General features: G+C 73.9%; 26 protein-coding genes and 1 riboswitch. Of the genes, 12 read left to right on the forward strand and 14 right to left on the reverse strand.

Annotation, left to right across the window (positions count from 1 at the left end):
- Position 1 precedes the first annotated feature (1 nt).
- The 7 genes from ACIPK4_RS12495 to ACIPK4_RS12525 all read right to left on the reverse strand — a co-directional run bounded on the left by ACIPK4_RS12495 (position 2) and on the right by ACIPK4_RS12525 (position 8,596).
- The gene (locus tag ACIPK4_RS12495; protein ID WP_402311658.1) at positions 2–1,420 is read right to left on the reverse strand and encodes a cobyrinate a,c-diamide synthase; all 1,419 of its coding nucleotides are present in this window, start codon (positions 1,418–1,420) and stop codon (positions 2–4) included.
- A complete protein-coding gene (cobO, locus tag ACIPK4_RS12500) occupies positions 1,414–2,013 on the reverse strand; it encodes a cob(I)yrinic acid a,c-diamide adenosyltransferase (protein WP_054222705.1) in 600 nt (199 codons plus the stop codon). The genes ACIPK4_RS12495 and cobO overlap by 7 nt, the downstream gene beginning before the upstream one ends.
- Positions 2,013–4,160: a putative cobaltochelatase gene (locus tag ACIPK4_RS12505; RefSeq protein ID WP_402311661.1), complete on the reverse strand. Its 2,148-nt coding sequence runs from the start codon at positions 4,158–4,160 to the stop codon at positions 2,013–2,015. Before ACIPK4_RS12505 ends, cobO begins: the two co-directional genes overlap by 1 nt.
- A gap of 124 nt (positions 4,161–4,284) precedes the next feature.
- A complete protein-coding gene (locus ACIPK4_RS12510) occupies positions 4,285–5,790 on the reverse strand; it encodes a cobyric acid synthase (RefSeq protein WP_402311817.1) in 1,506 nt (501 codons plus the stop codon).
- A gap of 11 nt (positions 5,791–5,801) precedes the next feature.
- Entirely contained in the window at positions 5,802–6,761 is a 960-nt protein-coding gene (locus ACIPK4_RS12515; RefSeq protein WP_376192096.1) for a cobalamin biosynthesis protein, read from the reverse strand.
- Between the two features lie 58 nt (positions 6,762–6,819).
- Positions 6,820–6,904, reverse strand: a riboswitch (cobalamin riboswitch).
- A 161-nt stretch (positions 6,905–7,065) separates the two neighbouring features.
- Complete coding sequence (locus ACIPK4_RS12520; protein WP_054222702.1) at positions 7,066–7,287, reverse strand: hypothetical protein; 222 nt, start codon at positions 7,285–7,287, stop codon at positions 7,066–7,068.
- Positions 7,288–7,315: 28 nt separating this feature from the next.
- Positions 7,316–8,596 carry an anion permease gene (locus ACIPK4_RS12525; RefSeq protein ID WP_402311665.1) on the reverse strand — a complete coding sequence of 427 codons (1,281 nt, stop codon included), beginning with the start codon at positions 8,594–8,596 and terminating at the stop codon, positions 7,316–7,318.
- 355 nt (positions 8,597–8,951) lie between these two features.
- Between ACIPK4_RS12525 and ACIPK4_RS12530 the strand changes: the two genes are divergently transcribed.
- Positions 8,952–10,082 (forward strand): alpha/beta hydrolase family protein, encoded by a 1,131-nt coding sequence (locus tag ACIPK4_RS12530; protein WP_402311667.1) that lies wholly within the window; start codon positions 8,952–8,954, stop codon positions 10,080–10,082.
- A gap of 117 nt (positions 10,083–10,199) precedes the next feature.
- Positions 10,200–11,717: a hypothetical protein gene (locus tag ACIPK4_RS12535; RefSeq protein WP_402311670.1), complete on the forward strand. Its 1,518-nt coding sequence runs from the start codon at positions 10,200–10,202 to the stop codon at positions 11,715–11,717.
- Between the two features lie 26 nt (positions 11,718–11,743).
- On the opposite strand, the gene ACIPK4_RS12540 is transcribed toward ACIPK4_RS12535, so the two are convergent.
- Both ACIPK4_RS12540 and ACIPK4_RS12545 read right to left on the reverse strand, forming a co-directional pair.
- Positions 11,744–12,139, reverse strand: coding sequence for a VOC family protein (locus ACIPK4_RS12540; RefSeq protein ID WP_402311673.1), 396 nt, complete (start codon positions 12,137–12,139; stop codon positions 11,744–11,746).
- Positions 12,140–12,258: 119 nt separating this feature from the next.
- Positions 12,259–13,149 (reverse strand): neutral zinc metallopeptidase, encoded by an 891-nt coding sequence (locus tag ACIPK4_RS12545; RefSeq protein WP_402311676.1) that lies wholly within the window; start codon positions 13,147–13,149, stop codon positions 12,259–12,261.
- Positions 13,150–13,366: 217 nt separating this feature from the next.
- Between ACIPK4_RS12545 and ACIPK4_RS12550 the strand changes: the two genes are divergently transcribed.
- The 8 genes from ACIPK4_RS12550 (at position 13,367) to amaP (ending at position 19,036) form a co-directional block, all read left to right on the forward strand.
- The gene (locus tag ACIPK4_RS12550) at positions 13,367–14,965 is read left to right on the forward strand and encodes an ABC-F family ATP-binding cassette domain-containing protein (RefSeq protein WP_376192108.1); all 1,599 of its coding nucleotides are present in this window, start codon (positions 13,367–13,369) and stop codon (positions 14,963–14,965) included.
- Between the two features lie 373 nt (positions 14,966–15,338).
- Positions 15,339–15,560: a helix-turn-helix domain-containing protein gene (locus tag ACIPK4_RS12555; RefSeq protein ID WP_054222696.1), complete on the forward strand. Its 222-nt coding sequence runs from the start codon at positions 15,339–15,341 to the stop codon at positions 15,558–15,560.
- A gap of 188 nt (positions 15,561–15,748) precedes the next feature.
- Positions 15,749–16,528, forward strand: a complete 780-nt coding sequence (locus ACIPK4_RS12560; RefSeq protein WP_054222695.1) for an enoyl-CoA hydratase/isomerase family protein — start codon at positions 15,749–15,751, stop codon at positions 16,526–16,528.
- Between the two features lie 283 nt (positions 16,529–16,811).
- Positions 16,812–17,243 (forward strand): Asp23/Gls24 family envelope stress response protein, encoded by a 432-nt coding sequence (locus ACIPK4_RS12565; RefSeq protein WP_376192112.1) that lies wholly within the window; start codon positions 16,812–16,814, stop codon positions 17,241–17,243.
- A gap of 19 nt (positions 17,244–17,262) precedes the next feature.
- Positions 17,263–17,445, forward strand: coding sequence for a hypothetical protein (locus ACIPK4_RS12570; protein ID WP_054222693.1), 183 nt, complete (start codon positions 17,263–17,265; stop codon positions 17,443–17,445).
- Positions 17,446–17,452: 7 nt separating this feature from the next.
- Positions 17,453–17,845 (forward strand): hypothetical protein, encoded by a 393-nt coding sequence (locus ACIPK4_RS12575; RefSeq protein WP_402311681.1) that lies wholly within the window; start codon positions 17,453–17,455, stop codon positions 17,843–17,845.
- Positions 17,842–18,456 carry a DUF6286 domain-containing protein gene (locus tag ACIPK4_RS12580; RefSeq protein ID WP_402311683.1) on the forward strand — a complete coding sequence of 205 codons (615 nt, stop codon included), beginning with the start codon at positions 17,842–17,844 and terminating at the stop codon, positions 18,454–18,456. Before ACIPK4_RS12575 ends, ACIPK4_RS12580 begins: the two co-directional genes overlap by 4 nt.
- 4 nt (positions 18,457–18,460) lie before the next feature.
- Positions 18,461–19,036: an alkaline shock response membrane anchor protein AmaP gene (gene amaP / locus ACIPK4_RS12585; RefSeq protein ID WP_402311685.1), complete on the forward strand. Its 576-nt coding sequence runs from the start codon at positions 18,461–18,463 to the stop codon at positions 19,034–19,036.
- Positions 19,037–19,064: 28 nt separating this feature from the next.
- On the opposite strand, the gene ACIPK4_RS12590 is transcribed toward amaP, so the two are convergent.
- The 5 genes from ACIPK4_RS12590 to ACIPK4_RS12610 form a co-directional block, all read right to left on the reverse strand.
- Entirely contained in the window at positions 19,065–19,820 is a 756-nt protein-coding gene (locus ACIPK4_RS12590) for an SDR family oxidoreductase (protein WP_402311688.1), read from the reverse strand.
- 10 nt (positions 19,821–19,830) lie between these two features.
- Complete coding sequence (locus tag ACIPK4_RS12595) at positions 19,831–20,625, reverse strand: SURF1 family protein (protein ID WP_054222752.1); 795 nt, start codon at positions 20,623–20,625, stop codon at positions 19,831–19,833.
- 149 nt (positions 20,626–20,774) lie between these two features.
- The gene (locus ACIPK4_RS12600; protein WP_078613516.1) at positions 20,775–21,008 is read right to left on the reverse strand and encodes a hypothetical protein; all 234 of its coding nucleotides are present in this window, start codon (positions 21,006–21,008) and stop codon (positions 20,775–20,777) included.
- A gap of 63 nt (positions 21,009–21,071) precedes the next feature.
- Entirely contained in the window at positions 21,072–22,049 is a 978-nt protein-coding gene (locus ACIPK4_RS12605) for a DEDDh family exonuclease (RefSeq protein WP_402311820.1), read from the reverse strand.
- A gap of 134 nt (positions 22,050–22,183) precedes the next feature.
- Positions 22,184–22,852 (reverse strand): TetR/AcrR family transcriptional regulator, encoded by a 669-nt coding sequence (locus tag ACIPK4_RS12610; RefSeq protein ID WP_402311691.1) that lies wholly within the window; start codon positions 22,850–22,852, stop codon positions 22,184–22,186.
- Between the two features lie 125 nt (positions 22,853–22,977).
- Between ACIPK4_RS12610 and ACIPK4_RS12615 the strand changes: the two genes are divergently transcribed.
- Both ACIPK4_RS12615 and ACIPK4_RS12620 read left to right on the forward strand, forming a co-directional pair.
- The gene (locus ACIPK4_RS12615) at positions 22,978–23,775 is read left to right on the forward strand and encodes an acetoacetate decarboxylase family protein (RefSeq protein WP_376192127.1); all 798 of its coding nucleotides are present in this window, start codon (positions 22,978–22,980) and stop codon (positions 23,773–23,775) included.
- A gap of 1 nt (position 23,776) precedes the next feature.
- The gene (locus ACIPK4_RS12620; RefSeq protein WP_402311694.1) at positions 23,777–24,661 is read left to right on the forward strand and encodes an SDR family NAD(P)-dependent oxidoreductase; all 885 of its coding nucleotides are present in this window, start codon (positions 23,777–23,779) and stop codon (positions 24,659–24,661) included.
- Positions 24,662–24,672 lie beyond the last annotated feature (11 nt).

The following is a 24,672-nucleotide window of genomic DNA, read 5'->3' on the forward strand; positions in this document are numbered from 1 at the left end:
GTCACCGGTGCGCTGCCGCCGCTTGCGCGAAACGCCGGGCCACGGAGGGCTCCGCCGCCCAGTGCGTGTGCAGGTAGCTGGCGTGCACACCCCGCTGTACGAAGCCCTCGACGCGGCGTTCGGGGTGCGTGAACCCCCAGGCCGGGGCGGCGCTGGCGCCGGGCTCGATCACCGTGCGGTGGAACTCGTGGCCGCGCAGCCGGGTACCGGTGGCGGCGAGGGCGCTGTCGGACACCGCGACGGCCTCGCGGTAGCCCAGGGTCAGGCGCTCCGACATCCGCGCGTCGGCGTCCAGGACCCCGCACATGGGCTTCCCGTCCAGCGACCGCGCGAGGTACAGCAGCCCGGCGCACTCGGCGGCGACCGGGCCGCCGGCCGCGGCGAAGGCGGCCACGGCCGCCCGCAGCGGTTCGTTGGCGGACAGTTCGGGCGCGTACACCTCCGGGAATCCGCCGCCGATCACCAGGCCGGCGGTGCCGTCGGGCAGCGCCTCGTCCCGCAGGGGGTCGAAGGTGACGACCTCCGCCCCGGCCGCGGTGAGCAGCTCCGCGTGCTCGGCGTAGGAGAACGTGAACGCGGCCCCGCCGGCGACCGCGACCACCGGCCGTCCGCCGGTGGCTCCGCCCACGACCGCGGGGGCGCCGGCGCCGGTGCCCTGCCCCGGCCCGTCCGGCGTCCCGGGACCCTCCGCAGACCACGCCTCGCAGTCCAGCGGCGGTGCCGTTCGGGCCAGGGCCATCAGGGCGTCCAGGTCGCAGCCCGCCCGGACCTGCTCCGCCAGCGCGGCGACGGAGGACAGCGCGTCCGACCGCCGCTCGGCCACCGGGACCAGTCCCAGGTGCCGCGAGGGCGCAGCCACCTGCGGAGCCCGCCGGAGCACACCGAGGACCGGCATCCCGGCCTCCTCCAGCGCCTCCCGCAGCATCGCCTCGTGCCGGTCGGAGCCCACCTTGTTCAGGATCACGCCGCCCAGGCGCACCTGCGGGTCGAACGACGCGAACCCGTGCACCAGCGCCGCCACCGACCGCGACTGCGAGGAGGCGTCGACCACCAGCACCACCGGCGCCCGCAGCAACTTCGCGACCTGCGCCGTCGACGCCAGCTCACCCCGCCCCGCGGCCCCGTCGTAGAGGCCCATCACGCCCTCGACGACCGCCAGGTCACACCCGGCGGCCCCGTGCGCGAACAGCGGGGCCACCAGCTCCGGCCCGCACATGAACGCGTCCAGGTTGCGCCCCGGCCGGCCCGTGGCCAGCGCGTGGTAGCCCGGGTCGATGTAGTCGGGCCCGGCCTTGTGCGGGGACACGGCGAGGCCGCGCTCCGAGAAGGCCGCCATCAGGCCCGTCGCGACCGTGGTCTTGCCGCTGCCGGAGGACGGCGCGGCGACGACCAGGCGCGGAACGTGCTGCGACCTCACCACTCGATGCCCTTCTGGCCCTTCTGGCCGGCGTCCATCGGATGCTTGACCTTGGTCATCTCGGTCACCAGGTCCGCGAACTCCACCAGCTTCTCGGGGGCGTTGCGTCCGGTGATCACCACGTGCTGGGTACCGGGACGGTTGCGGAGCACCTCGATGACCTCGTCGACGTCGATCCAGCCCCAGTGCATCGGGTACGCGAACTCGTCGAGGACGTACAGCTTGTGCGTCTCGGCGGCCAGGTCGCGCTTGACCTGCTCCCAGCCCTCCTTGGCCGCCTGCTCGTTGTCGAGCTGCGCGTCCCGCTGGACCCAGGACCAGCCCTCGCCCATCTTGTGCCAGACGACGGAGCCGCCCTCGCCGGAGGCGCCGAGCACCTTGAGCGCGTTCTCCTCGCCGACCTTCCACTTCGCCGACTTGACGAACTGGAACACCCCGATCGGCCAGCCCTGGTTCCAGGCGCGCAGCGCCAGCCCGAAGGCCGCCGTCGACTTGCCCTTGCCCGGGCCGGTGTGGACGAAGACGAGCGGGCGGTTGCGGCGCTGGCGCGTCGTGAGTCCGTCGTCCGGAACGACGGTCGGCTGTCCCTGCGGCATTACGCGGCCCTCCTGGCGGTGTGGTGAGACGGGGAAGTTCCTGCGGTACGTACGTTCTTCACGAGCCCGGCCAGCGAATCGGCCCGCAGCCCGTCCAGCGTGACGGCGGGCCCGCCGAGGTCAGCGGCCAGTACGCCGGCCAGCCCCAGCCGGACCGGCCCCGACTCGCAGTCCACGACCACGGACGCGACGCCCTGCGCCTGGAGCAGCCGGGCGCTGCGCCCGGCCAGCTCGCGCGGCGAGCCGTCCGCCCGGCCGCCGGCGGAACCGGCCGCGGAGGCCGAACCGGCGGAGGTCGCCCGCCCGTCGGTGACGACCACGAGCAGCGGACGGCGGCTGGGATCGCGCAGCCGCTCGATCCGCAGCACCTCGTGGGCCTTGAGCAGGCCGGCGGCGAGCGGGGTGCGCCCGCCCGTCGGCAGCTGCTCAAGCCGGGCCGCGGCCGCGTCCACCGAGGAGGTGGGCGGCAGCGCCAGCTCGGCGGCCGCGCCCCGGAAGGTGATCAGGCCGACCTTGTCACGGCGCTGGTAGGCGTCCAGCAGCAGCGAGAGCACCGCGCCCTTGACCGCGCTCATGCGCTGCCGGGCGGCCATCGAGCCGGACGCGTCGACCACGAACAGGACCAGGTTGCCCTCGCGGCCCTCCCGGGTGGCCTGGCGCAGGTCGTCCTTGCGGATCACCAGACCGCGCCCGGCCCGCCCGCGCGCCCTCTGGTGCGGGGCGGCGGCCTGGACGGTCGCCGCGAGGTGCAGTTTCGTCAGCTGGCCGCGGGGGCGCTGGGAGCCGGTGGTCCGGCCGTGCGCGGTCCGGGCGCGCGAACGACGCCCGGACGCGCCCTCGCCGAGGCCCGGCACGCTGAGCACCTTGGTCCGGAACGGCTCGGCGGCCCGTACGGCGGCCTGCTCGGGCGCCGCCCCGTCCTGGGAGGCGGGCTGCCGCTCCGGGGCCTCCGGTGCGTCCGGGGCCGAGGGGGCCGGGTCGTCCTGCGCTCCGGGGGCCTCAGGGGACCGCGGCGCTTCGGGTGCCTCGGGTCCGCTCTGCGGCGGGACCCCGCCGCCCCCGCCGTCGGGGCCGTCGTCTTCGGGGCCGTCTTCGGGACCCCCGGGCCCGGGGTCGGGCTCGTCGTCCGGCTCCTCGTCGGGGAAGCGGTCCAGGATCTCGTCGAGCTTGTCCTCGTCGAGGCCGGGCGCGTCGAAGGGGTTGCGCCGGCGCCGGTGGGGGAGCGCCAGCAGGGCGGCCTGGCGGACGTCCTCCTTGCGTACGGAGGTGCGTCCGGCCCAGGCGGCCAGAGCCGTCGCGGTCCGGGCCATCACGATGTCGGCGCGCATGCCGTCGACCTCGAACCCGGCGCAGGCGGCGGCGATCTGCAGCAGCGCGGTGTCACCCAGCACCACCTGGGGGAGCAGGGCGCGGGCGGCCACGACCCGGGCGCGCACCTCCTGCTCGTCCCCGGCCCAGCGGCCCGCGAAGCCCGCGGGATCGTCCTCGTACGCGAGCCTGCGGCGTACCACCTCGACGCGCTGCGCGGGCTCCCGGGAGGCGGCGACCTCCACGGTCAGCCCGAACCGGTCGAGCAGCTGCGGCCGCAGTTCGCCCTCTTCGGGATTCATGGTGCCGACGAGCAGGAACCGGGCCGCGTGCCGGACGGAGACGCCCTCGCGCTCCACGTAGGAGGCGCCCATTGCGGCGGCGTCGAGCAGCAGGTCGATGAGGTGGTCGTGGAGCAGGTTGACCTCGTCGACGTACAGGATCCCGCGGTGGGCGTCGGCCAGCAGGCCGGGCTCGAAGGCCTTCACGCCCTCCGCCAGGGCCCGTTCGATGTCGAGGGCACCGACGAGGCGGTCCTCGGATGCGCCGACGGGCAGCTCCACCATGCGCGCGGGCCGTGCGGAACCGGGGCCGGGCTCGTGCGGGCCGTCGGGGCAGGCCGGATCCGGGGCGCCGGGCGCGCAGGAGAACCGGCAGCCGGGTACGACGTCCACCTGCGGCAGCAGCGCCGACAGGGCACGCACGGCGGTGGACTTGGCGGTCCCCTTCTCGCCGCGCACGAGCACGCCGCCGACCGCGGGACTCACGGCGTTGAGCAGCAGCGCCAGGCGCAGGTCGGTCTGGCCGACCACGGCGGTGAACGGGTAGGGCGTGCTCATGCGGTGGCCCCTCCTTCGGGTGCACGGGTAGGGATACGGGTACGGGCACGGCTGCGGGCGCTGCGGCCCGGCGTGCGTGCGGTACGGCCGGGGGCGGCCGCCGCGCGGAGGCGGGGCCGGCCCGTCACGGCGCGCCCGGGGGGAGGAAGGGCAGGCCCGCGGGGGCGCCGCCCTCGATCAGACCCAGCAGTGCGCGCGTGTCGGCGTGCTCCTCGATCAGGTCGCCGAGCAGGTCCAGCTGTTGCTCCCGCAGCGCGGAGAACGACGTGTCGGGTGCCGGGACGAAGCGGCGCCCGGCGGCAGCCGCGACCTCCCGCAGGAACGCCCGGCGGAAGCCGTCCGACTCCAGCGAGCCGTGCCAGTGGGTGCCCCACACCGACCCGACCCGGCAGCCGTCCAGGAACGGCTCGCCGCCCAGGACCTCGGCCACCCCGTGGTGGATCTCGTAGCCGGTCACCGGCTCGCCCAGCGCCGTGCCCTCCGGCCGAGCCAGGGTCTTCTCCACCGCGAACCGCACGCGCACCGGCAGCAGCCCGAGCCCCGTCACCGAGCCGGCCTTCGACTCGACCTCGTCCTCGATGTGCTCGCCGAGCGCCTGGAAGCCGCCGCAGATGCCCAGCACCGGGCGGCCCTCCGCGGCCCGCCGCAGCAGCGCATCGGCCAGCCCGCGCTCCCGCAGCCACTCCAGCGCCTTCACCGTGCCGCGCGTACCCGGTACGACGACCAGGTCCGCGTCGGCCAGTTCGTCGGCCCGGTCCACGAAGCGCACCACCACGCCCGGCTCCGCGGCCAGCGCGTCGACGTCCGTGAAGTTCGACATCAGCGGCACCGCGCACACCGCGACCCGCAGCACGTCCTCGCCGACCGGCGGGGCCACGACCGACTCGCGCACCGCGCCCCGCAGGGAGACCCGGAGCCCGTCCTCCTCGTCGATGCCCAGCCCGTGCCGGAAGGGGAGCACGCCGTACGTCGCCCGCCCGGTGAGGGAACGCAGCATCTCCATCCCCGGCTCCAGCAGCGACACGTCGCCGCGGAACTTGTTCACCATGTAGCCGGCGATCAGGGACTGGTCCTCGGGGGACAGCAGCGCCGTCGTCCCGAAGAAGGACGCGAACACCCCGCCCCGGTCGATGTCCCCGACCACGACGACCGGGAACCGCGCGGCCCGCGCGATGCCCATGTTCACGATGTCGGTCCGGCGCAGGTTGATCTCGGCCGGACTGCCGGCCCCCTCGCAGATCACGGCGTCATACGTGCCCCGCAGCTGCTCCAGGCAGTCCGTGACGACGCCGAGGAGCTGTTCCTGCCTGCCCCCGTGGTAGCCGCGCGCACTCATCTCGCCCACCGGCCTGCCCAGCAGCACCACCTGGCTGCTGCGGTCGCCGCCGGGCTTGAGCAGCACGGGGTTCATCAGCGCCGTCGGCTCCACGCACGCCGCCTGGGCCTGCATCGCCTGCGCCCGTCCGATCTCGGCGCCCTCGCGCGTCACGAACGAGTTCAGCGACATGTTCTGCGCCTTGAACGGCGCCACCTTCACGCCCTGCCGGGCCAGCCAGCGGCAGATGCCCGCCGTGACCACGCTCTTGCCGGCGTCCGAGGTCGTGCCGGCGACGAGGAGTCCCCCGCCCAGCTTGCCGCCGCTCACCGGCGTCCCCTCCCAGTTCCACGGGTCACCGCACAGCGCAGTGCCACACACGCCCCCAGGGCCAGCCACGTCACCTGCCGTGACAGCCGTACCGCACGTTCGATGTCCGCCACCTCCACCGGCCGCCCCGCGTCGCCGTTCAGCACGGCCCGGTGCTCGACCCGGCCCCCGTACGCCAGGGTGCCCCCCAGCCGTACACCGAGCGCCCCGGCGAACGAGGCCTCCACGGGCCCGGCGTTCGGGCTCGGGTGCTTCGCGGCGTCCGCGCGCCAGGCCCGTACGGCTCCCCGCCGGTCGGGGCCGGCCAGTACGGCGGCCAGTGCCGTCAGCCGGGCGCCCGGCCAGCCCGCGAGGTCGTCGAGCCGTGCGGAGGCCCAGCCGTAGCGCAGGTAGCGCGGCGACCTGTGGCCCACCATCGCGTCGAGGGTGTTCACGGCGCGGAACGCCAGCAGTCCGGGTACCCCGGCGACGGCGCCCCACACCAGGGCCCCGACGACGGCGTCGGAGGTGTTCTCGGCGACCGACTCCACGACGGCGCGGGCCATCTGCTGCTCGTCCAGGGCCTGCGGATCGCGCCCGCACAGGTGCGGCAGCCGCTCCCGGGCCACCTCGGCGTCCCCGGCGGCGAGCGCGCCGCCGATGGCGCGGGCCTCCCGGCCCAGCGAGGTTCCGCCGACGACGGCCCAGGTGGCCGCCGCGGTCAGGGCGATACGGGCGGCCGCGGGCCGGGAGCGCACGGCGCGGGCGCCCAGCGCGCCGACGGCGGCCGCGCCCCCGGCGCACACGAGGGTGTGGACGAGGCCCCGGGCGCGGTCGTCGCGCCACAGGGCGCGTTCGACGGCGGCGGCGGCTCGTCCGAAGGCGGCCACGGGGTGCCCTCGGCGCGGATCACCGAGGATCCGGTCGCCGATCAGGCCCGCCGTGGCGCCGTACGCGAAGACGCGGTCGGCACGCATGGTGGCAGGTATGTCCTCACTCAGGGTCCGCGCCCTGGTTCGACGTGTCCGGCGGTGGGAGTTCCTGGCTCCCGGGGCGCACGCGCCGCGTGCTCCCCGGTGACAGTGGCGGGACCGCGCCGGATTCGCACCGGACTTCCTCTCCATGCCGCCGTATTGGCTCGCGCAGTCCACCACGCACCGCGAAGGCCCGTCAACTCGCCGTTGACCTGCGGCGGGGCAGGCCGCGGCAACGGCTCCCGGGCACGGGAAAGCTCCCCCCGGGAAACCCGGAGGGAGCTTTCGTACGCCGTGTCCGAACCGGTCAGGCGACGATCAGGTAGAAGCCGTACACCACGGCCGCCGCGACGAGCGCGAAGCAGACGTACGCACCGCTGCGGGCCAGGGTGGCGGTGCCGCCCTGCTCGGTGGCGGCCTCGTGCTTGGAGAGGCCCACCAGGCCCATCGTGAACAGGGCCACGAGCGCGACGGTGGCGGAGAGGCTGACCCCGAAGACGGAGCCGAGTGCTGCCCAGTCGATCTTCATACTGCGGAATCCTCTGTCGTTCTCGGGGTCAGACCGCGGCGGCGGGGGCCGCCGGAGCCGCGGAGGCGGCGGCCGGGATGGTGGCCTTCAGGTCCTCGTCGGTCACCGCGGCGGTCGTACCGGCGGCAGCCTCGGCGGCCATGGTCGGCGGGACGGTCACGGCGGCCATGGCCGTGGTGACGACACCCGGCTCCTCGGCCGCGGCGGCCTGCGCGCCGTTGACGTTGCTGTGGTCGACGACCTGGCGGCGCGAGATGAGCCAGATGGCGACGCAGGAGGCGACCAGGAAGAGCGCGACGGCGGCGACGCCGACGTCACCGGTGCGCATGACCAGCTCGGCGCCGGAGGCGACGACGGCGGCGGCCGGCAGGGTCAGGCCCCACGCGATGAACATGCGGGTGGCGGTGGACCAGCGGACCACACCGCCCTTGCGGCCCAGGCCCGCACCCATGACGGCGCCGGAGCACGCGTGGGTGGTGGAGAGGGAGAAGCCGAGGGTGGAGGAGGCCAGGATGACGCTCGCGGCCGAGGTCTGGGCGGCGAAGCCCTGCTGCGGCTGGAGGTCGGTCAGGCCGCTGCCCAGGGTGCGGATGATGCGCCAGCCGCCCAGGGAGGTGCCCAGTGCGATGGCCAGACCCGCGGAGACGATGACCCACACCGGCGGGTTCGCGCCGGAGTCCAGGGCGCCGCCCGCGACGAGGGCCAGGGTGATGATGCCCATCGTCTTCTGCGCGTCGTTGGTGCCGTGCGCGAGGGAGACGAGACCGGCCGAGGCGATCTGCCCGGCGCGGTAGCCCTTGGTGGCGGTCCTGCCGCCGACCTTGCCACCGAGCTTGTACGTGACCTTCGCGGCCAGCATCGCGGCCGCACCGGCCACGATCGGGGCGGCGACCGCGGGGATCAGCACCTTCGTGACGACGACGCTGCCGTTGACCGCGCCGATGCCGGCGGAGGCGACCGCGGCGCCGATCAGGCCGCCCATCAGTGCGTGGGAGGAGCTGGAGGGGAGCCCGACCAGCCAGGTGACGAGGTTCCAGAGGATCGCTCCGACCAGCGCGGCGAAGATCACTTCTGGCTGGATGCCCTCCTCGTTGATCAGGCCCTTGGAGATCGTCTTGGCGACCTCCACGGACATGAACGCGCCGACGAGGTTGAGCACGGCGGACATGGCCACCGCCGTCTTGGGCTTGAGGGCGCCGGTCGAGATGGTGGTGGCCATCGCGTTGGCTGTGTCGTGGAAACCGTTCGTGAAGTCGAACACGAGAGCGGTGATGATCACGATCCCGAGGAGAAGCGTTATGTGCTCCATTTACCCAGGCTTCTGTTTGGCGTCAGTGGCTCGGCGACCGTAGGCAATCTGAGTGAACGGAAGATGAACTGGCTCGGGCGGAGCGGTGTACTGGCCCGTCGTGCCATCGGGACCTTCGTCCGGTTTTTTTGGCTGATATACCGATTAATGCACGTCAAAGCGGGGTGAACGAACGGCTCCGCAGGGGGGCGGAAGCCCTCGGACCCGCCCCCGAGGTGCCCCGGAAGTGATCCAGATCACCTCACCGGCCGCACCCGCGAGGGGCTCTTCGCGATCTCTTCCCGACGCCGCCCGGCATCAACCGGAGCATTCCGCTCCAGTGGCCCGTTCGCGCTCCCGCCCCGACACTGGAGCGGTGCGTACCGCCACAGCGACGGCCGCGGCCCTCGCGACCACCCTCGTCGGGGCCGGTGCGGCCGCAGTCGCGGCCGGCCGGTACGCGGCCGACGCCGCCCTGCGGCACGAGCCCGGCCGCCCCCTGCCCGGCGGGCCCCGACTCACGGTCCACGCCGCCGGCTCCGGCCGCATCACGCTGACCCGCTCGCTGGCCTCCCTGCGCCCGGGAACGTACGGGCTCACCGCCCCCGGGGTGCACGCCGCCGTGGGGCCCGTCCTCGACGGCGCCGCCCAGCACCCGGACACCGTCGTGCGCCGGCTGCTCGCCGTCACCCACGGGAGCCTCGGTCCCGGCGCGCGCGTCACCCTCACCCCCCAGGTCTACGCGGGCAACCCGCGCACCGCACTCGGGCTCGACCACGCCGACGTCGACGTCCCCGGCGAGCTCGGGGCGCTGCCCGCCTGGTTCGTGCCCGGCGCCCGCGACACCTGGGTGATCACCGTGCACGGGCTCGGCGCCACCCGCGAGCACCCGATGGTGGTCATGCCCTTCCTGCACGGCCAGCGGATGCCCGTCCTGGACCTCGCCTACCGGGGCGACCTCGGCGCCCCGGCGTCACCGGACGGTCTCGGCCACCTCGGCGAATCGGAATGGCGGGACGTGGACGCCGCCATCCGCTACGCCCTGCGCTACGGTGCCCGCCGGGTCGTCCTGCACGGCTGGTCCACCGGTGCCGCCATGGCCCTGCACGCCGCCGAGCGCTCGGCCCTCGCCGACCGGATCTCCGGACTCGTGCTGGACTCGCCGGTGCTCGACTGGCACACCACCCTGCGCGCACTCGTCGCCGCCCGCCGCACCCCCGCCCCCCTGGTGCCGTTCGCGGTGCGGGCCGCCGAGGGCCGGGCCGGACTGGGTGCCGACCACCGGCCCCCGGGCACGGACCCGGGCGCGCTGCGCATCCCCGTGCTGATCTACCACGGGCCGGACGACACGCTGGCCCCGTGGGAGCCCTCGCGCCGGCTCGCCGCCGCACGCCCCGACCTGGTCACCCTGCGGACCGTCCGCGAGGCGCCGCACGGGGCGATGTGGAACGCGGATCCGGCCGGATACGAGGAAGCCCTGAGGCGGTTCCTGACCCCTCTTATGTGAAGGCCGTGTGCCGGACGGGACGGGGAGGAGGCATTCTCCCCGTATGTCCCCCCGGCGAGTGCTGATAATGGCTGGTTCCGTTTGGGCTTTCGGCCGGTGACGGGCGAGACTGCTTCCGTGACGTCCCGAAAGCCTGATGAGCAGTTGGCTCGCGACTCCAGACTCCGACTCGTCTCCCCGCGTTCCGTCGCCGCGGCCCGCAAGGCGGTGACCGACCGGCGCGCGCGTCCCGCTGCCCGGCCCCCGGCAGGAACCCCGGCCACGGCCGAACTCGCCACCCGGGCCCGGGCCTCGCTGGCCGACGCCGTACGGCTGGCCCGCTGGGCCGAACTCAACCTCGGCGCCGGCGACGGAGGCCGCCCCGCCCCGGCGGGAGCACTGCCCGCCGCCGACGTCGAACGCGCCGCCGGCGCACTGAACCTGACCCACGGACAGATCCGGGTCGGCTGGGACCGCGCCCGGCTCGCCGGCCTCGTCGAGGTGCACGGCGGCCAAGCCCGGCCCGGCTGGCGGCTGCGGGCCTGGGACCGCGACGACACCGCCGTGCTGCGCGGCTGGGTGGCGCTGTTCGACGCCTGGTCGCTGGTCCACCCGGCGCCCGCCGACATCACCCCCTCGGTCGTCGCCGAGGTGGTCGAGGCGATGCCCCAACTGCTCTCCCTGCTCCAGCTGTCCGCCGGTCCCGTGACCGTTCCGGACCTGCTGGACCTGCTCGGCCAGCGGGTCACCGAACTGCGCGACGAGCGGTGCGAGGTCCCCTATGACGCCCCGGCGCGCGAGACTTCGCCGGCTGACGGAACGTCGGCCACCGCACCGTCGGCCACCGCACCTGCGGCCGTGGCCCAGACCGCCCCCGTCCAGACGGCCACCGCACCTGCGGCCGATCCCGGGGCGGCCGGCCACGCGGCGCCCGTCCCGCTCGCCCGGCTGCTGCGCTGGGCGCTGGGCGGACTCGCCGCCGTCGACGCCGTCACCCTCGGCCCCGCGCAGGCCGCCCTCACCCCGCTCGGCAGCTGGGCCGTCTGGGTCAAGCTCGAACAGATCTGCGTCGCCGCGCAGAGCCCGGCCGGGAACATCGAGCAGTCCGCCGCGGCGATGCTGCACGGCTGCGCCCGGCTCACCCCGGGACCGGCCCGCGCCGAGTACCGGGCCTGGCTCGCCGCCCGGCCCGTCGGCCACGCCGTCAGCGAGCTCCTGCACGCGGCCCGCGGCGAGGACGCCCTGCTGCGCGGCCTGGCCTTCGAAGCCCTGCGCGTGGTCGGCGCCCCGGCCGAACCCGAGGTGCGCGCCGCCGTCCGCGATCCCGCCCTGAGGCCCTACGCCCTGCTCTGGCTCGCCGAGCACGACGGGGTGGACCCCGACGAGGCCCAGGACGTGCTCACCGCGGAGGAGTCGACCTGGCTCTGGGTGGACACCGCGGCCGCCATCGCCGACCACGGCGAGGCGGACCTGCTGGCGCGCCACCTCGACTCGGCGGTCCGGACCACCGTCCCGCGGCTGCTCGACGAGGTCCGCGCCGTCGGCCACCCGCGCACCGTCCAGGTCCTGGTCGCCCTGGCCGCCGCACACCCCGACCCGGCCCTGGCCAAGGCGGTCCGCCGGGCCGCGTTCCAGGTGCACACCGGCGGGGCGTAGCCGCCGCGGGACGGCGCGCCGCGGGCTCAGACCTGCGGCGCGTACGTCCCGAAGCTCCAGATGTTGCCCTCCGCGTCACGGGCCATGTAGTCGCGCGAGCCGTAGTCCTGGTCGGTGGGCTCCATCAGGATCTGCGCCCCGTGCTCGGCGGCCCGGCGGTGGTGCGCGTCCACGTCGTCGACGACGACGTAGACCCCGGCCGGCCCGGCGCCCTCCATCACCTTGTCGAACACGCCGCCGCGGCCCTTGCTGCCGAGCATGACGGCGCCGTTCCCGTACGACAGCTCGGCGTGCATCACGGCCCCGTCGTCACCCTCGTACACCGCGACCTGGGTGAATCCGAACGCTTCCGTCAGCTGCCGGATCGCCGCCTTGGCGTCGGCGTAGAGCAGGGTCGGATAGATGGACGGAACGCTTGCCATGACGATCACTCCTTCTGGTGGTCGTGGGTGTGACCCACGCCACAGCATGGCAGGCGGCACTGACAGCGCCAGGGAGGCGGCCACGGAGGGCGGCCGGGCGGGCGGTCGCCGGAGGGCGGTCAGCGGAAGGTGTTGCACTGGGCCATGTCGCCCGTGCGGTAGCCCTGGTAGAACCACTGCTGGCGCTGCCGGGCCGAACCGTGCGTCCAGGACTCCGGGGTGACGCGACCCTGGAACCTCTCCTGGATCCGGTCGTCGCCGATGGCCGCCGTCGCGTCCAGGCCGTCCCTGAGGTCCTCGTCGGTCAGGCTGGTGATCAGCGGCCGGCCCGTGGACCCGTCCGGGGTCCTCGTCGCGTTGTGCGCCCACACCCCGGCGTAGCAGTCGGCCTGGAGCTCGACCTTGACCGCGTTGCTGTTCGCGCCCTGCCGCCCGTCCTGGGCCTTCTGCAGGGTTCCGGTCAGGTTCTGGACGTGGTGCCCGTACTCGTGGGCGACGACGTAGGCCTGGGCGAACGGACCGCCGCTCGCGCCGAACTTCGTCCGCAGCTCTTCGAAGAACCCCAGGTCCAGGTAGACCCGCCGGTCGGCGGGGCAGTAGAAGGGGCCGACCGCCGAGGTGGCGGTCCCGCAGCCGGTGTTCACGCGGCCGGTGAAGAAGACCGTGGACGCCGGCGTGTACCGGCCGCCGCGCCGGGTGAACTCGTCCTTCCAGAAGTCCTGGGTGCTGTTGACGACCGCGACCAGCCGGCAGTCCTCCCGGCTGTTCGCGTCCCGCCCGGTCCTGCAGCTCTGCTGCACCTCGCTGACGGAGGAGGAGGTCGCCACCGGCTCCGGGTTCCCGGAGGACAGCCCCAGCTGGTCCGGGCCCACCCCGAAGAGCAGCCCGAGGACCAGCGCGATGAGGCCCGCGATGCCGCCGCCGATGGTCGCCCGCCCGCCCGGGACGCGGCTGCCGCGCGCGTCCTCGACCTCGGAAGTGTCCAGATCGGCGTCGTCGTCGAACTGCATGCCCCACCGCCCTCGGTTCCAGGTGGCCGCCCCTGCGGCGCATATCACCCGGTCCATCCTGATACGCGCCCGGGCATCCCGGGGGGCCAACGCCCCCATAACCAGTTGCACACCCCCGGTAGAATGAATCCCATGGCAAATCTCCTCGCGGATTAGCGGCGTCGAAGCATCGCGTCCTGCCCCCCTTCCGCCGTCCCCCCCGCCCTGGAGTATTTCCGTGATCACCGCCACCGGCATCGAGCTGCGCGCCGGCGCCCGCGTCCTCATCGAGTCCGCTTCCTTCCGCATCGCCAAGGGCGACCGCATCGGCCTGGTCGGCCGCAACGGAGCGGGCAAGACCACCCTCACCAAGTGCCTGGCCGGCGAGGGCCAGCCCGCCGGCGGCTCCATCACCCGCTCGGGTGAGGTCGGCTACCTCCCGCAGGACCCGCGCACCGGCGATCTCGACGTGCTCGCCCGCGACCGGATCCTGTCCGCCCGCGGCCTCGACGTCCTGATCAAGAAGATGCGGATGAACGAGGAGCGCATCGCCACCGGCTCGGGGGCGACCCGTGAGAAGGCGCTCAAGCAGTACGAGCGCCAGGAGACCGAGTTCCTGACCAAGGGCGGGTACGCCGCCGAGTCGGAGGCCGCGACCATCTCGGCCGCCCTGAGCCTGCCCGACCGGGTCCTCGGCCAGCCGCTGCACACGCTCTCCGGCGGTCAGCGCCGCCGCGTCGAGCTCGCCCGGATCCTCTTCTCGGACGCCGACACCCTGCTCCTCGACGAGCCGACCAACCACCTCGACGCCGACTCGATCGTCTGGCTGCGCGACTACCTGAAGAACTACCGCGGCGGCTTCGTCGTGATCTCCCACGACGTCGACCTGGTCGAGACCGTGGTCAACAAGGTCTTCTACCTGGACGCCAACCGCTCGGTCATCGACATCTACAACATGGGCTGGAAGCTCTACCAGCAGCAGCGCGAGGCCGACGAGAAGCGCCGCAAGCGCGAGCGCCAGAACGCCGAGAAGAAGGCCGCGGCCCTGAACTCGCAGGCCGACAAGATGCGGGCCAAGGCGACCAAGACCGTCGCCGCCCAGAACATGGCCAAGCGCGCCGACCGCCTGCTGGCCGGCCTGGACGCCGTCCGCGTCTCCGACAAGGTCGCCAAGCTGCGCTTCCCGGACCCGGCGCCCTGCGGGAAGACCCCGCTGACCGCCGAGGGCCTGTCGAAGTCGTACGGCTCCCTGGAGATCTTCACCGACGTCGACCTGGCCATCGACAAGGGCTCCCGCGTCGTCATCCTCGGCCTCAACGGCGCCGGCAAGACCACGCTGCTGCGGCTGCTCGCGGGCGCCGAGCAGCCGGACACCGGCGAGGTCACCCCGGGCCACGGCCTCAAGCTCGGCTACTACGCCCAGGAGCACGAGACGCTCGACCCCGACCGGACGGTCCTGGAGAACATGCGCTCCGCCGCGCCCGACCTGGACCTGGTCGCCGTACGCAAGACGCTGGGCTCGTTCCTCTTCTCCGGTGACGACGTGGACAAGCCGGCCGGTGTCCTCTCCGGCGGCGAGAAGACCCGTCTGGCCCTGGCCACGCTGGTCGTCTCCTCGGCGAACGTGCTGCTCCTCGACGAGCCCACGAACAACCTGGACCCGGCCAGCCGCGAGGAGATCCTCGGTGCGCTGCGCACGTACAAGGGCGCGGTCATCCTCGTCACCCACGACGAGGGCGCGGTCGAGGCGCTGGAACCCGAGCGGATCATCCTGCTCCCGGACGGCGTCGAGGACCTGTGGGGCCCGGACTACCGGGACCTCGTCGCCCTCGCCTGACCTCCGCCTGGAGTGCCCCGCGACCGCCCGGCAGGTTGATCCAGTTCCTTATGGATCATTCGGCTCAGGCGTGATCCATCATCTGAGTGAGACGGTCTCGTACCTCTGCGCTCTGTACGACGGCCCCGGCCGTGCCCGCCCGGGCGCGGCGCCGGGGCCGTTTTTCTTCTGCGTCCGGCCCCTGACCTGGAGATTCCCGGTGAGGGGGGAGGAGTGTGACGGACGTCATGCAGCGGAAGAGGAGATTCCGTTCTGCTCGTGCGGCCATCGCCGGAGAAATGCCGTCGTACCGACCTTGCTGAATGGGTGGCCAGGAAGCCGGGGAGGGGTGATCATGAGAAGTCCAGAGCGCACTTCCCATGAGGAGGCACGGGTGGCCGAGACTCTGAAGAAGGGCAGCCGGGTAACCGGCGCCGCGCGCGACAAGCTCGCGGCAGACCTGAAGAAGAAGTACGACTCCGGTGCGAGTATCCGTGCGCTGGCCGAGGAAACCGGCCGGTCCTACGGATTCGTCCACCGGATGCTCAGTGAGTCCGGAGTCGTGCTGCGTGGTCGCGGTGGCGCGACGCGCGGCAAGAAGGCGGCTACGGCCTGACCCGGATCTCCCCCGCCACCGCTGGGGGGTACCCCCAGGCCGTCAGGCCCGGGGCCGGGGTACAACACGCACGTCTGCCCACACCGCGGTTCCTTCGGTGACCCCCGGTCGGCCGTCCGGTCGACTGGGTGGTTACTGTGCAGTCACTTAGGCCGGGAGGCGGCCGACTGCACACCGGAGGCACACAGATGGCTCTGCTCGACAAGGACGGCGTACGGCTCACGGTGGACGACTCGGTCGCCACGGTGACACTGACCAATCCGGCCAAGCGAAACGCTCAGTCCCCCGCGCTCTGGCGGGCGTTGACGGAGGCCGGAAGGTCGCTGCCGGGCACCGTCCGGGTCGTGGTGCTGCGCGGTGAGGGCCAGTCCTTCTCCGCCGGACTCGACCGGCAGGCGTTCACCCCCGAGGGTTTCGAGGGTGAGCCGTCCTTCCTCGATCTGGCGCGCGGTTCGGACGAACTGCTCGACTCCACCATCGCCGAGTACCAGGAGGCCTTCACCTGGTGGCGACGTAACGACATCGTGTCCATCGCCGCCGTGCAGGGGCATGCGATCGGCGCCGGCTTCCAGCTCGCGCTGGCGTGCGACCTGCGCGTGGTCGCGGACGACGTGCAGTTCGCCATGCGCGAGACCAGCCTGGGCCTCGTGCCGGACCTGGCCGGCACCCAGCCGCTGACCTCGCTGGTCGGCTATGCCCGCGCGCTGGAGATCTGCGCGACGGGCCGCTTCGTGCATGCCGAGGAGGCGGAGCGGATCGGGCTGGCCAACCTCGTCGTACCGGCCGACGAACTCGACGCGGCGGTCCAGGACCTCACGACGGCGCTGCTGGCTCCGCCGCGGGACGCCGTCATCGAGACGAAGGCGCTGCTCCGCGACGCCGGGTCCCGGCCGTACGACGCCCAGCGCTCCGCGGAGCGCGCCGCCCAGGCCCGCCGCCTGCGCGACCTGGCCGGCGTCTCCGACTGACCCCTCGAGCGCGGTCGCTTTCCGGGGGCCTCCGCCCCCGGCTCACCCGCGTTCCCGGTTCGGCCCCGCGTCCCCGGATCTCGCGCATCCCCGGTTCGCCCGCCCCCCGGCCGGTCGGCGGCCCCGGCCCGTCCGGCCGGCCCCGCGGGCCCGGCCGGCCGACAGCGATCCGTCGCCGGTCGGCCGTCCGGTCCCCACCGACCGGCCGTAGTCCCTGAGCGCCGGCGCGGCCGCGCGCTTACGGTGGTTCCAAGTGAGTCCGATCCGCGCGAAGGGACACGCGATGAGCGAATCCGGATCCGGGGGTGCCTCCCGCGCCCCCGCCGAACGCGGCCGCACCACCATCTCCGACGGGGTGGTCGAGAAGATCGCCGGACTGGCCGCCCGCGAGGTGGTCGGCGTCCACGCCATGGGCAGCGGCACCGGCCTCTCCCGTACGTTCGGCGCCGTCCGCGACCGGGTGCCCGGCGGGACGAAGTCCTCGGTCACCCGTGGGGTGAAGGCCGAGGTCGGCGAGGTGCAGACCGCCCTCGACCTGGAGATCGTCGTCGACTACGGCGTATCGATCCGCGACGTGGCCCGGGCCGTCCGCGAGAACGTCATCTCGTCCGTCGAGCGGATGACCGGCCTGGAGGTCGTCGAAGTCAACATCGCCGTCAGCGACGTCAAGCTGCCCGACGAGCCCGACGAGGAGCCGGAGTCCCGACTCCAGTGACACCGGTGAAGGAGCACGCATGAGGATGGCGGTCGTCGGCCTCTTCGCCGGCATGGCGCTCGCGTTCGCCGGATACTTCGGCGGATTCGGGGCCTTCCTGCTGGTGGCGGCACTCGGCGCCATCGGCTTCATCGTCGGCAGGTTCCTCGACGGGGACCTGGAACCCGGCGACTTCTTCCGCCCCCGAGACCGCAACAGGTGAGGCGCCGATGACCACGCCACGGGCGGTTCCGCCGCGCGTACCCCCCGCGGAACGGGGGGCCACCCGGATCGCCGACCGGGTCGTCGCCAAGATCGCGGCGCAGGCCGCCCGGGAGGCCCTCGCCGCCCACCCGGGCGGACCGCCCCGGGCCGCCGGCGCCGGGGCGGGCGCCCCGCACGCCACCGTCACCGTGCACCACGACATCGCCCGGGTACGGGTGAGCCTGGAGCTCGACTACCCCTCCGACCTCGCCGCCCAGTGCGCGGCGGTCCGCAGCCAGGTCGTCCGCCGCGTCGAGGAGTGCGCCTCCATGTCCGTGCCCGAAGTGGACCTCGACATCGAGCACCTGCACTCCGCGCACACCCGCACGGCCGCCGTCCGGGACCGGAAGCTGCGGTGACGGCGCCCGCACCCGACCGGGCCCCGGCACCCGCCCCCGGTCACGCCCCCGCACAGGTGCACGTCGCCCGCTTCCGGTCCGCCCGGCGGATCCCCGCCGCGCTGACGGCCCTGGCCTTGCTCGGCGTGGCGGGCCTGTTCCTCTACGACCTCGCCGCCGTGCGGGCCGGCCGCCCCGGCATGCAGTGGCGCCGGGAGCTCGCCGACCAGCTGGCGCGGCAGACCCCCGCGGACCCGTGGGTGCTCGTCGCCGCCGGGGTCCTCGCCGTGGCCGGGGCACTGCTCCTGTTCCTCGCGGTGACGCCGGGGCTGCGCCGGATCCTTCCCATGCGGCCGCCGGAGACACAGGCCGGGGTCCGCGCCGGACTGGAACGCAAGGCCGCCGCGCTGGTCCTGCGGGACCGGGCGATGGAGGTGTCCGGGGTGCACTCGGCGCGGGTCGCGGTGCGGCGGTCCCGCGTCGCGGTCCGGGCACAGTCGCACTTCCGCGAGCTGGACGACGTACGGGCCGACCTGGAGGAGGTCCTCACCGCCGGCATCGGGGAACTGGGCCTCGCGCACCCGCCGCAGCCGCGGGTACGGGTCACCCGGGCCCCCGTCGGGAAGAGGTGACGGGATGCTCGCAACCGTGAACCGCGTCCTGCTCGGGATCATCGGAGCCGTGCTCCTGGCGGTCGGTGTGGCGCTGGCGGTGGCGCTGCGGCCGCTCGGCGGCCGTCACGAGCCGCTGCTGTCGGCGCAGACCCGCGAGCGGTACTGGCACGCCGAGGGCTGGTGGTGGTGGGCGCTCGTGGCGGGGCTCGCGGTGTGCGTGGTGCTCGCGCTGTGGTGGCTGCTGGCGCAGCTGCGGCGCTCGCGGCTGTCCGCGCTGGTGGTGGACACCGGCGACGAGGCGTACGCCGTGCTGCGCGGGCGGGCCCTGGAAGAGGCGGTGGCCGCGGAGGCGGGCGCGCTGGACGGGGTCGCCCGGTGCCGTGTCGTCCTACGGGGCCGGCAGGGCCGCCCGCGCCGGCGCGGGGCCCCGAAGCTGCGGATGGAGCTGGAGCTGGAGCCGTACGCGGTGCCGGCCGATGCCCTGGCCGGGCTGGCGGGGCCGGTCCTCGGCCATGCCCGCCGGTCGGCGGGCCTCCCCGAACTGGCCGCGGAGGCCCGCTTGCGGACCACCTCCCACCGGGCCCGCCGCGTCACCTGAGGCGGCCGGCCCGGGGGAGGGCGGGGCGTCAGAAGCCGTGCCGGGCGCCGCCGTCGACCGGGAGCATGATGCCCGTCAGGTACGAAGCCGCGGGCGACAGCAGGAACGCCGCCGTGCGGCCGAACTCCTCCGGGGTGCCGTACCGGCGCAGCGGAATGCCGGATTCATTGGCCGCGCGGGCCGTCGCCGTATCACCCGACAGGGCGTCGAGCTCGCGGACGCGGTCGGTGTCGATCCGGGCCGGCAGCAGCCCGACGACGCGGATGCCGCGCGGTCCGAGCTCCACCGACAGGGACTTGGCGAAGCCCGCCAGCCCCGGCCGCAGGCCGTTGGAGATCGTCAGGCCCGGGATCGGCTCGTGGACCGAGCCCGACAGGACGAAGCCGATGACCCCGCCCTCGCCCAGCTCGGCCGCCGCCGCGCGGGCCAGCCGTACCGCGCCGAGGAAGACCGACTCGAAGGCCGCCGCCCACTGCTCGTCGGTGTTGGTCGACGCGAAGCCGGGGGCGGGGCCGCCGACGCTGATGAGGATGCCGTCCAGGCGGCCGAAGCGTTCCTTCGCGGTGGCGACGAGCCGGGCCGCCGCCTCCGGGTCGCCGTTGTCCGCGGCGACGCCCACCACGTCCGGGCCCAGCGAGGCCGCCGCATCGGCGGCCCGTGCCGCGTCGCGGCCCGTCACGATCACCTTCGCGCCGTCCGCCGCCAGTTCGCGCGCCGAGGCGAAGCCCAGGCCCCGGGTGGCTCCGGTGACGACGTAGACACGGTCTTTCAGTCCAAGATCCATGCCCGACACGCTACGCCGTCGGCGCCGGCTCCCGCTCGGGGGTGGCGCCGGCCGCGGCGGCCTCCGCACGGTCGCGCCTCTCCCGCCGTACGAGGACCAGCCAGCCCACCGGAACCGCCGCGGCGAACAGCCACCACTGCACGGCGTACGCCATGTGCGGGCCGATCGAGTCGTGGTCGGGTTCGGCGACCGTCTCCGGGCTGCCGCCCGCCGGGGCCGGAGCGGTGAGCTCCAGGTAGCCGCCGAGGACGGGCCGGCCCAGGTACTGCGCCTGCTGCTCGCTGTTGATGAGCATCACCTGGCGGTCCGGCAGGCCCCTGCGGTCCTTGATGCCGCTGCCGCCGCTCGTCTCGTCGGCCTTGAGCCGGCCGGTGACGGTCACCTCGCCCGAGGGCGCGGCCGGCACCGGCGGGTACGCGCGCGGGTCGTCGCCGCCGGCCACCCAGCCGCGGTTGACCAGGACCACCCGGCCGTCGGACAGCACGAGCGGGGTGAGGACGTGGAAGCCGACCTTCTCGTCGTTGTCGGTCCGCATGCGGACGACGACCTCGTGCGCGGAGTCGTACGTGCCGGTGGCGGTGACGGCGCGCCAGAAGTCGGCACGCGGGACGGTGTGGCCGGGAGAGGTGATCTCGGTCATCGGGACCGGCTTCGCGGCCAGGTTCGCCGCGATCAGCTCGTTCTGTGCGACCCGGTGCTCATGGCGGTGGTACTGCCAGAACCCCAGCTTGATCATCGTGGGGATGAGGGCGAGGGCGATCAGGGTGAGGCACACCCATTGCCGGGTCAGCACAAAGCGGTACACGCCCACGACGGTACCCCCAGCCGGGAGGACCCCGGTGGCCGGGTGGCCGTCCGGGGTCGCGGAAGGGGAACGGGGAAGAGAACGGGCGGGGGATCGGGTGGGGATCGGGCAGAGGGGGCGGCGAGGGCCGGGTGCAGGCCACCCGCGCGTCACACGCGGTCGACGATGCCCACCTTCCCCTCCGCGCGGGCGCAGTGCGCCCCGCAGAACCACTGACCCTCCACCTCGACGCCCTGCCCGATGATCTGCACCCGGCAGTGCTCGCAGATCGGCGCCATGCGGTGGATGGCGCAGGAGAAGCAGTCGAAGACGTGCACGCTGCCCTGCGCGTGCACCTCGAAGGACATGCCGTAATCGTTTCCGCAGACCTCACAACGTGCCATGCGCCACAGGGTGGGACCGGACGGGCGCGGCGGAAAGCGGGCGCCGGGCGAGTCGCCCGACGCTCACCCGTCTGCCGCAGCCACATCCCGCAGCAGCTGGGTGAAGGCCGCCTCGTCGACCACCGGCGTACCGAAGGACTTCGCCTTGACCGTCTTGGAGGTGGCCGAGTCGGGGTCGTTCGTCACGAGCAGGCTCGTGAGCCGCGACACACTCGTCGCGATGTGCAGGCCCGCCTCGACGGCCCGGTCCTCCAGCAGCTCCCGCTCCACCGAGGTGTCACCCGAGAAGGCGATCCGCATGCCCTGCTTGAGCGGTTTGCCGTCCTCGAAGCGCCCCGGGTTCGGATGCGGGCACGGCGGCCGCTTGCGCGAGGGCCGCCAGCTGCCGCTCCCGTACGAGGCCTGCCGGCCGATCCGCGGGGTGACGGGGGAGTCCGACCACTCCATCAGCGGGCGGCATTCCAGCAGGGGCAGCCGTACGCCCTCCCGCGCGGCGGCGTGCAGTGACGGACGGAACGCCTCCGCGAGCACGCGGGCGTCGTCGAGGGCGTGGTGGGCGCGCTGCTGGACGACTCCGAAGTGCGCTGCGAGCGACTCCAGCTTGTGGTTGGGCAGCGGGAGGTTCAGCTCCTTCGACAGGGCGATGGTGCACAGCCGCTGACGGACCGGTGCGGTCACCGCGGCCCGCGCGTACTCCCGGGCGATCATCTGCCAGTCGAAGATGGCGTTGTGTGCGACCAGCACCCGGTCCGCGAGCCGGCCCGCGAACTCCTCGGCGATGTCCTGGAAGAGCGGGGCGTCCTGGAGCATGTCGCTGGTCAGCCCGTGGATCCAGACCGGGCCGGGATCCCGCTGCGGGTTGACCAGGGTGTACCAGTGGTCCTCCACGTTGCCCTGAGCGTCGAGCCGGTAGACGGCGGCGGAGATTATCCGGTCGTCGCGAGCGAGCCCGGTCGTCTCCACGTCGACGACCGCGTACCCCTCGGGGTACGCGGTCGGCCACGTCGTCTCTGCGGTCGTACGGTCGTCGAGCATGGTCACAGAGGATATCGGCACGGACTGACACCCGTGGCCCCGTCGGTCGTCGCCGGGTGGTCGGCCCGGCGCGGCGACGAGGTCGCCCGCGGCGAGCTGTTCGAGCCCGCACCCGTCAACGGCCCCGGTCGCACACCGATTCAGCGGGAGGCCGGCCGGGAAGCCGCGCCGTCGGCCAGCAGGGCCTGGACGAGGGCCCGGACGGAGAGCAGGAAAAGGTGTTCCGGGTCTGCCGGGCGGGCGAGGGCGCGGGCGAGTTCCGGGTCGTCGGGGGCGGCGGGGGTCCCCCCGGCGGAGCCGGCGGGAGGGGCCCAGAGGTCGCTCTCGGCGGGGGACTGGGCGGGGGAGCGTTCGCGGTTGCGTTCCACGAGCAGGAAGCCGACGATCTGGAACTGCACCGCGCGCACCGCGTCTGCGGCCCGGGCGCCGCGCAGCCCGGCCGCGTGCACCTCGTGGACCAGGGCCTGCTGGGCGGGCAGGAACATCCGCTCGGTGAGGCCGCGTTCGTGGACCAGCGCGATCAGGTGCGGGCGTGCGCGCAGCTCCCGGCGCAGGGTCCGGGCCACGGACAGGATCCGCTCGACGGGGGTGCGGCCGGCCGGCCGGATCGCCCCCATGTCCTGGACCGTCCGCTCCACGAGGGCGTCGAGGAGGGATTCGCGGTTGCCGACGTGCCAGTAGATGGAGGTCACCGCGGTGCCCAGCTCCGCGGCGAGTCTGCGCATGGTGAGGGCGGCCGGGCCGTGCCGCTTGACCAGGGAGGCGGCCGCCTCCAGCACCTCGGCGCGGGTGAGCGCGGTTCTGGCCATGTCCCTCCGCCAATCTGTCGGTCCGTCAGTTCTGGTCGGTGCAGGGGTCTTTACCCTTCATCGGTGGCGGTGTAACTGTGTTACAGAACCGGCTCCCCCCCCCGAGACGAGGGATGGTGCGATACATGGCACGCGTACGGTACGGAGCGCGCACCGAGGGCGAGATCGCGGCGTCGCGCGAGAAGAGTTCCCGGCTCCCCGACATCTGGTCCACCGGCGTGGTCGCGGTCTGGGAGAGCGACCCGGACGTGGTGGCGGCGGTCCTGCCGCCGCCGCTCAAGCCCGCCGAGCGGCCCCTGGTGCGGGCCAACATCAGCAAGGTCGATCTGCCCGGATACCCCCTCGGCGCCGGCTCGGTGGCCGTCGCCGCCCGGCACGGCGGGGTCGAGGGCTGGTACCCGCTGGTCATGCCCATGACCCACGAGCGGGCGCTCGTCGGCGGCCGCGAGGTCTTCGGGGAGCCGAAGAAGCTGGGCGAGGTCACCGTCGAGCGCGAGGGCCTCGTCGTACGGGCCGCCCTGGCCCGGCACGGGATCGCCTTCGTCGAGGTGCGCGGGGCGGTCGACCGCGAGCTGCCGCTGCCCGAGCCCGCGCCCAAGACCGACTTCTACTTCAAGTTCCTTCCCGCGGTGGACGGATCCGGCTTCGACGCCGACCCGGTGCTCGTGCACGTCACCCGCAACGAGAAGGTCCGCAAGCTGGAGCACATCACCGGTGACGTGGTCCTGCGCGAGTCGATGTTCGACCCCGTCGCCGACCTCCCCGTACGCCGGATCACGGAGATCACCATCGGCGAGAAGACCACCGACCAGAAGGGCCGGGTCGTCGAGCGCATCAGCGCCCAGGCCCTCCTCCCGTACATCCACCAGCGCTACGACGACCCGATGCAGATCCTCGACGGCCCGCCCGAGGGGAGCGTGTGAGGTGCGCCTCGAACCCGGACAGGTGGCCGTCGTCACCGGCGCCGCCAGTGGCATCGGACTGGCCATGGCCCGCCGTTTCGCGAGCGAGGGACTGACGGTCGTCCTCGCCGACGTGGAGGAGGGCGCCCTGCGCAAGGCCGCCGACGAGCTGACCGCCGACGGCGCCCGGGTGCTCGCCCGGGCCGTCGACGTCAGCGACCGCGACTCCGTGACCGCACTGGCCGACGCCGCCTACGAGACCTTCGGCGCCGTGCACGTGCTCTGCAACAACGCGGGCGTCGGCTCCGGCGCCGAGGGCCGGATGTGGGAGCACGAGCCCAACGACTGGAAATGGGCCTTCTCCGTCAACGTCTGGGGCGTCTTCTACGGCATCCAGGCCTTCGTCCCCCGCATGATCGCCGGCGGCGGCCCCGGCCACGTCGTCAACACCTCCTCCGGCGACGGAGGCATCGCCCCGCTGCCCACCGCCTCCGTCTACGCCGTCACCAAAGCGGCCGTCGTCACCATGACCGAGTCGCTGTACGCCCACCTCAAGGCGGAGGGCGCCGCCATCGGCGCGTCCGTCCTCTTCCCCGGACCGCACATGCTGCGCACCGGGCTGTGGGAGTCGCACCGCAACCGGCCCGAGCGGTACGCCAAGCAGCGGCCGCGCAGGACCCCGTACCGCAGCCTCGAACAGTACGAGACCGCGATGAGGGAAGCCGGCCACGAGGTGGCCTTCACCCCGGTCGAGGAGGTCGCCGAGCACGTCGTCGACGGCATCCGCGCCGACCGCTTCTGGATGCTCCCGGCGAGCGAGCACAGCGACCGGCAGATCCGCGCCCGGTCGCAGTCGATGCTCGACCGCGCCAACCCCGCCTACCTGGAGAGCTTCATCCTCGACTGAGGAGCCGTGCC

Origin of the sequence: Streptomyces sp. NPDC086989, assembly GCF_044745505.1 — a bacterium.
Classification (GTDB): domain Bacteria; phylum Actinomycetota; class Actinomycetes; order Streptomycetales; family Streptomycetaceae; genus Streptomyces.

Excerpts from the sequence above, each read along its gene's own strand:
- ACIPK4_RS12515 (WP_376192096.1), bottom strand. The coding sequence starts at position 6,761 with ATGCGTGCCGACCGCGTCTTCGCGTACGGCGCCACGGCGGGCCTGATC.
- ACIPK4_RS12570 (WP_054222693.1), top strand. The coding sequence starts at position 17,263 with ATGAGGATGGCGGTCGTCGGCCTCTTCGCCGGCATGGCGCTCGCGTTC.
- ACIPK4_RS12525 (WP_402311665.1), bottom strand. The coding sequence starts at position 8,596 with ATGGAGCACATAACGCTTCTCCTCGGGATCGTGATCATCACCGCTCTC.
- ACIPK4_RS12540 (WP_402311673.1), bottom strand. The coding sequence starts at position 12,139 with ATGGCAAGCGTTCCGTCCATCTATCCGACCCTGCTCTACGCCGACGCC.
- ACIPK4_RS12520 (WP_054222702.1), bottom strand. The coding sequence starts at position 7,287 with ATGAAGATCGACTGGGCAGCACTCGGCTCCGTCTTCGGGGTCAGCCTC.
- ACIPK4_RS12610 (WP_402311691.1), bottom strand. The coding sequence starts at position 22,852 with ATGGCCAGAACCGCGCTCACCCGCGCCGAGGTGCTGGAGGCGGCCGCC.
- ACIPK4_RS12560 (WP_054222695.1), top strand. The coding sequence starts at position 15,749 with ATGGCTCTGCTCGACAAGGACGGCGTACGGCTCACGGTGGACGACTCG.
- cobO (WP_054222705.1), bottom strand. The coding sequence starts at position 2,013 with ATGCCGCAGGGACAGCCGACCGTCGTTCCGGACGACGGACTCACGACG.
- amaP (WP_402311685.1), top strand. The coding sequence starts at position 18,461 with ATGCTCGCAACCGTGAACCGCGTCCTGCTCGGGATCATCGGAGCCGTG.
- ACIPK4_RS12575 (WP_402311681.1), top strand. The coding sequence starts at position 17,453 with ATGACCACGCCACGGGCGGTTCCGCCGCGCGTACCCCCCGCGGAACGG.
- ACIPK4_RS12590 (WP_402311688.1), bottom strand. The coding sequence starts at position 19,820 with ATGGATCTTGGACTGAAAGACCGTGTCTACGTCGTCACCGGAGCCACC.
- ACIPK4_RS12505 (WP_402311661.1), bottom strand. The coding sequence starts at position 4,160 with ATGAGCACGCCCTACCCGTTCACCGCCGTGGTCGGCCAGACCGACCTG.
- ACIPK4_RS12545 (WP_402311676.1), bottom strand. The coding sequence starts at position 13,149 with ATGCAGTTCGACGACGACGCCGATCTGGACACTTCCGAGGTCGAGGAC.
- ACIPK4_RS12565 (WP_376192112.1), top strand. The coding sequence starts at position 16,812 with ATGAGCGAATCCGGATCCGGGGGTGCCTCCCGCGCCCCCGCCGAACGC.
- ACIPK4_RS12615 (WP_376192127.1), top strand. The coding sequence starts at position 22,978 with ATGGCACGCGTACGGTACGGAGCGCGCACCGAGGGCGAGATCGCGGCG.
- ACIPK4_RS12600 (WP_078613516.1), bottom strand. The coding sequence starts at position 21,008 with ATGGCACGTTGTGAGGTCTGCGGAAACGATTACGGCATGTCCTTCGAG.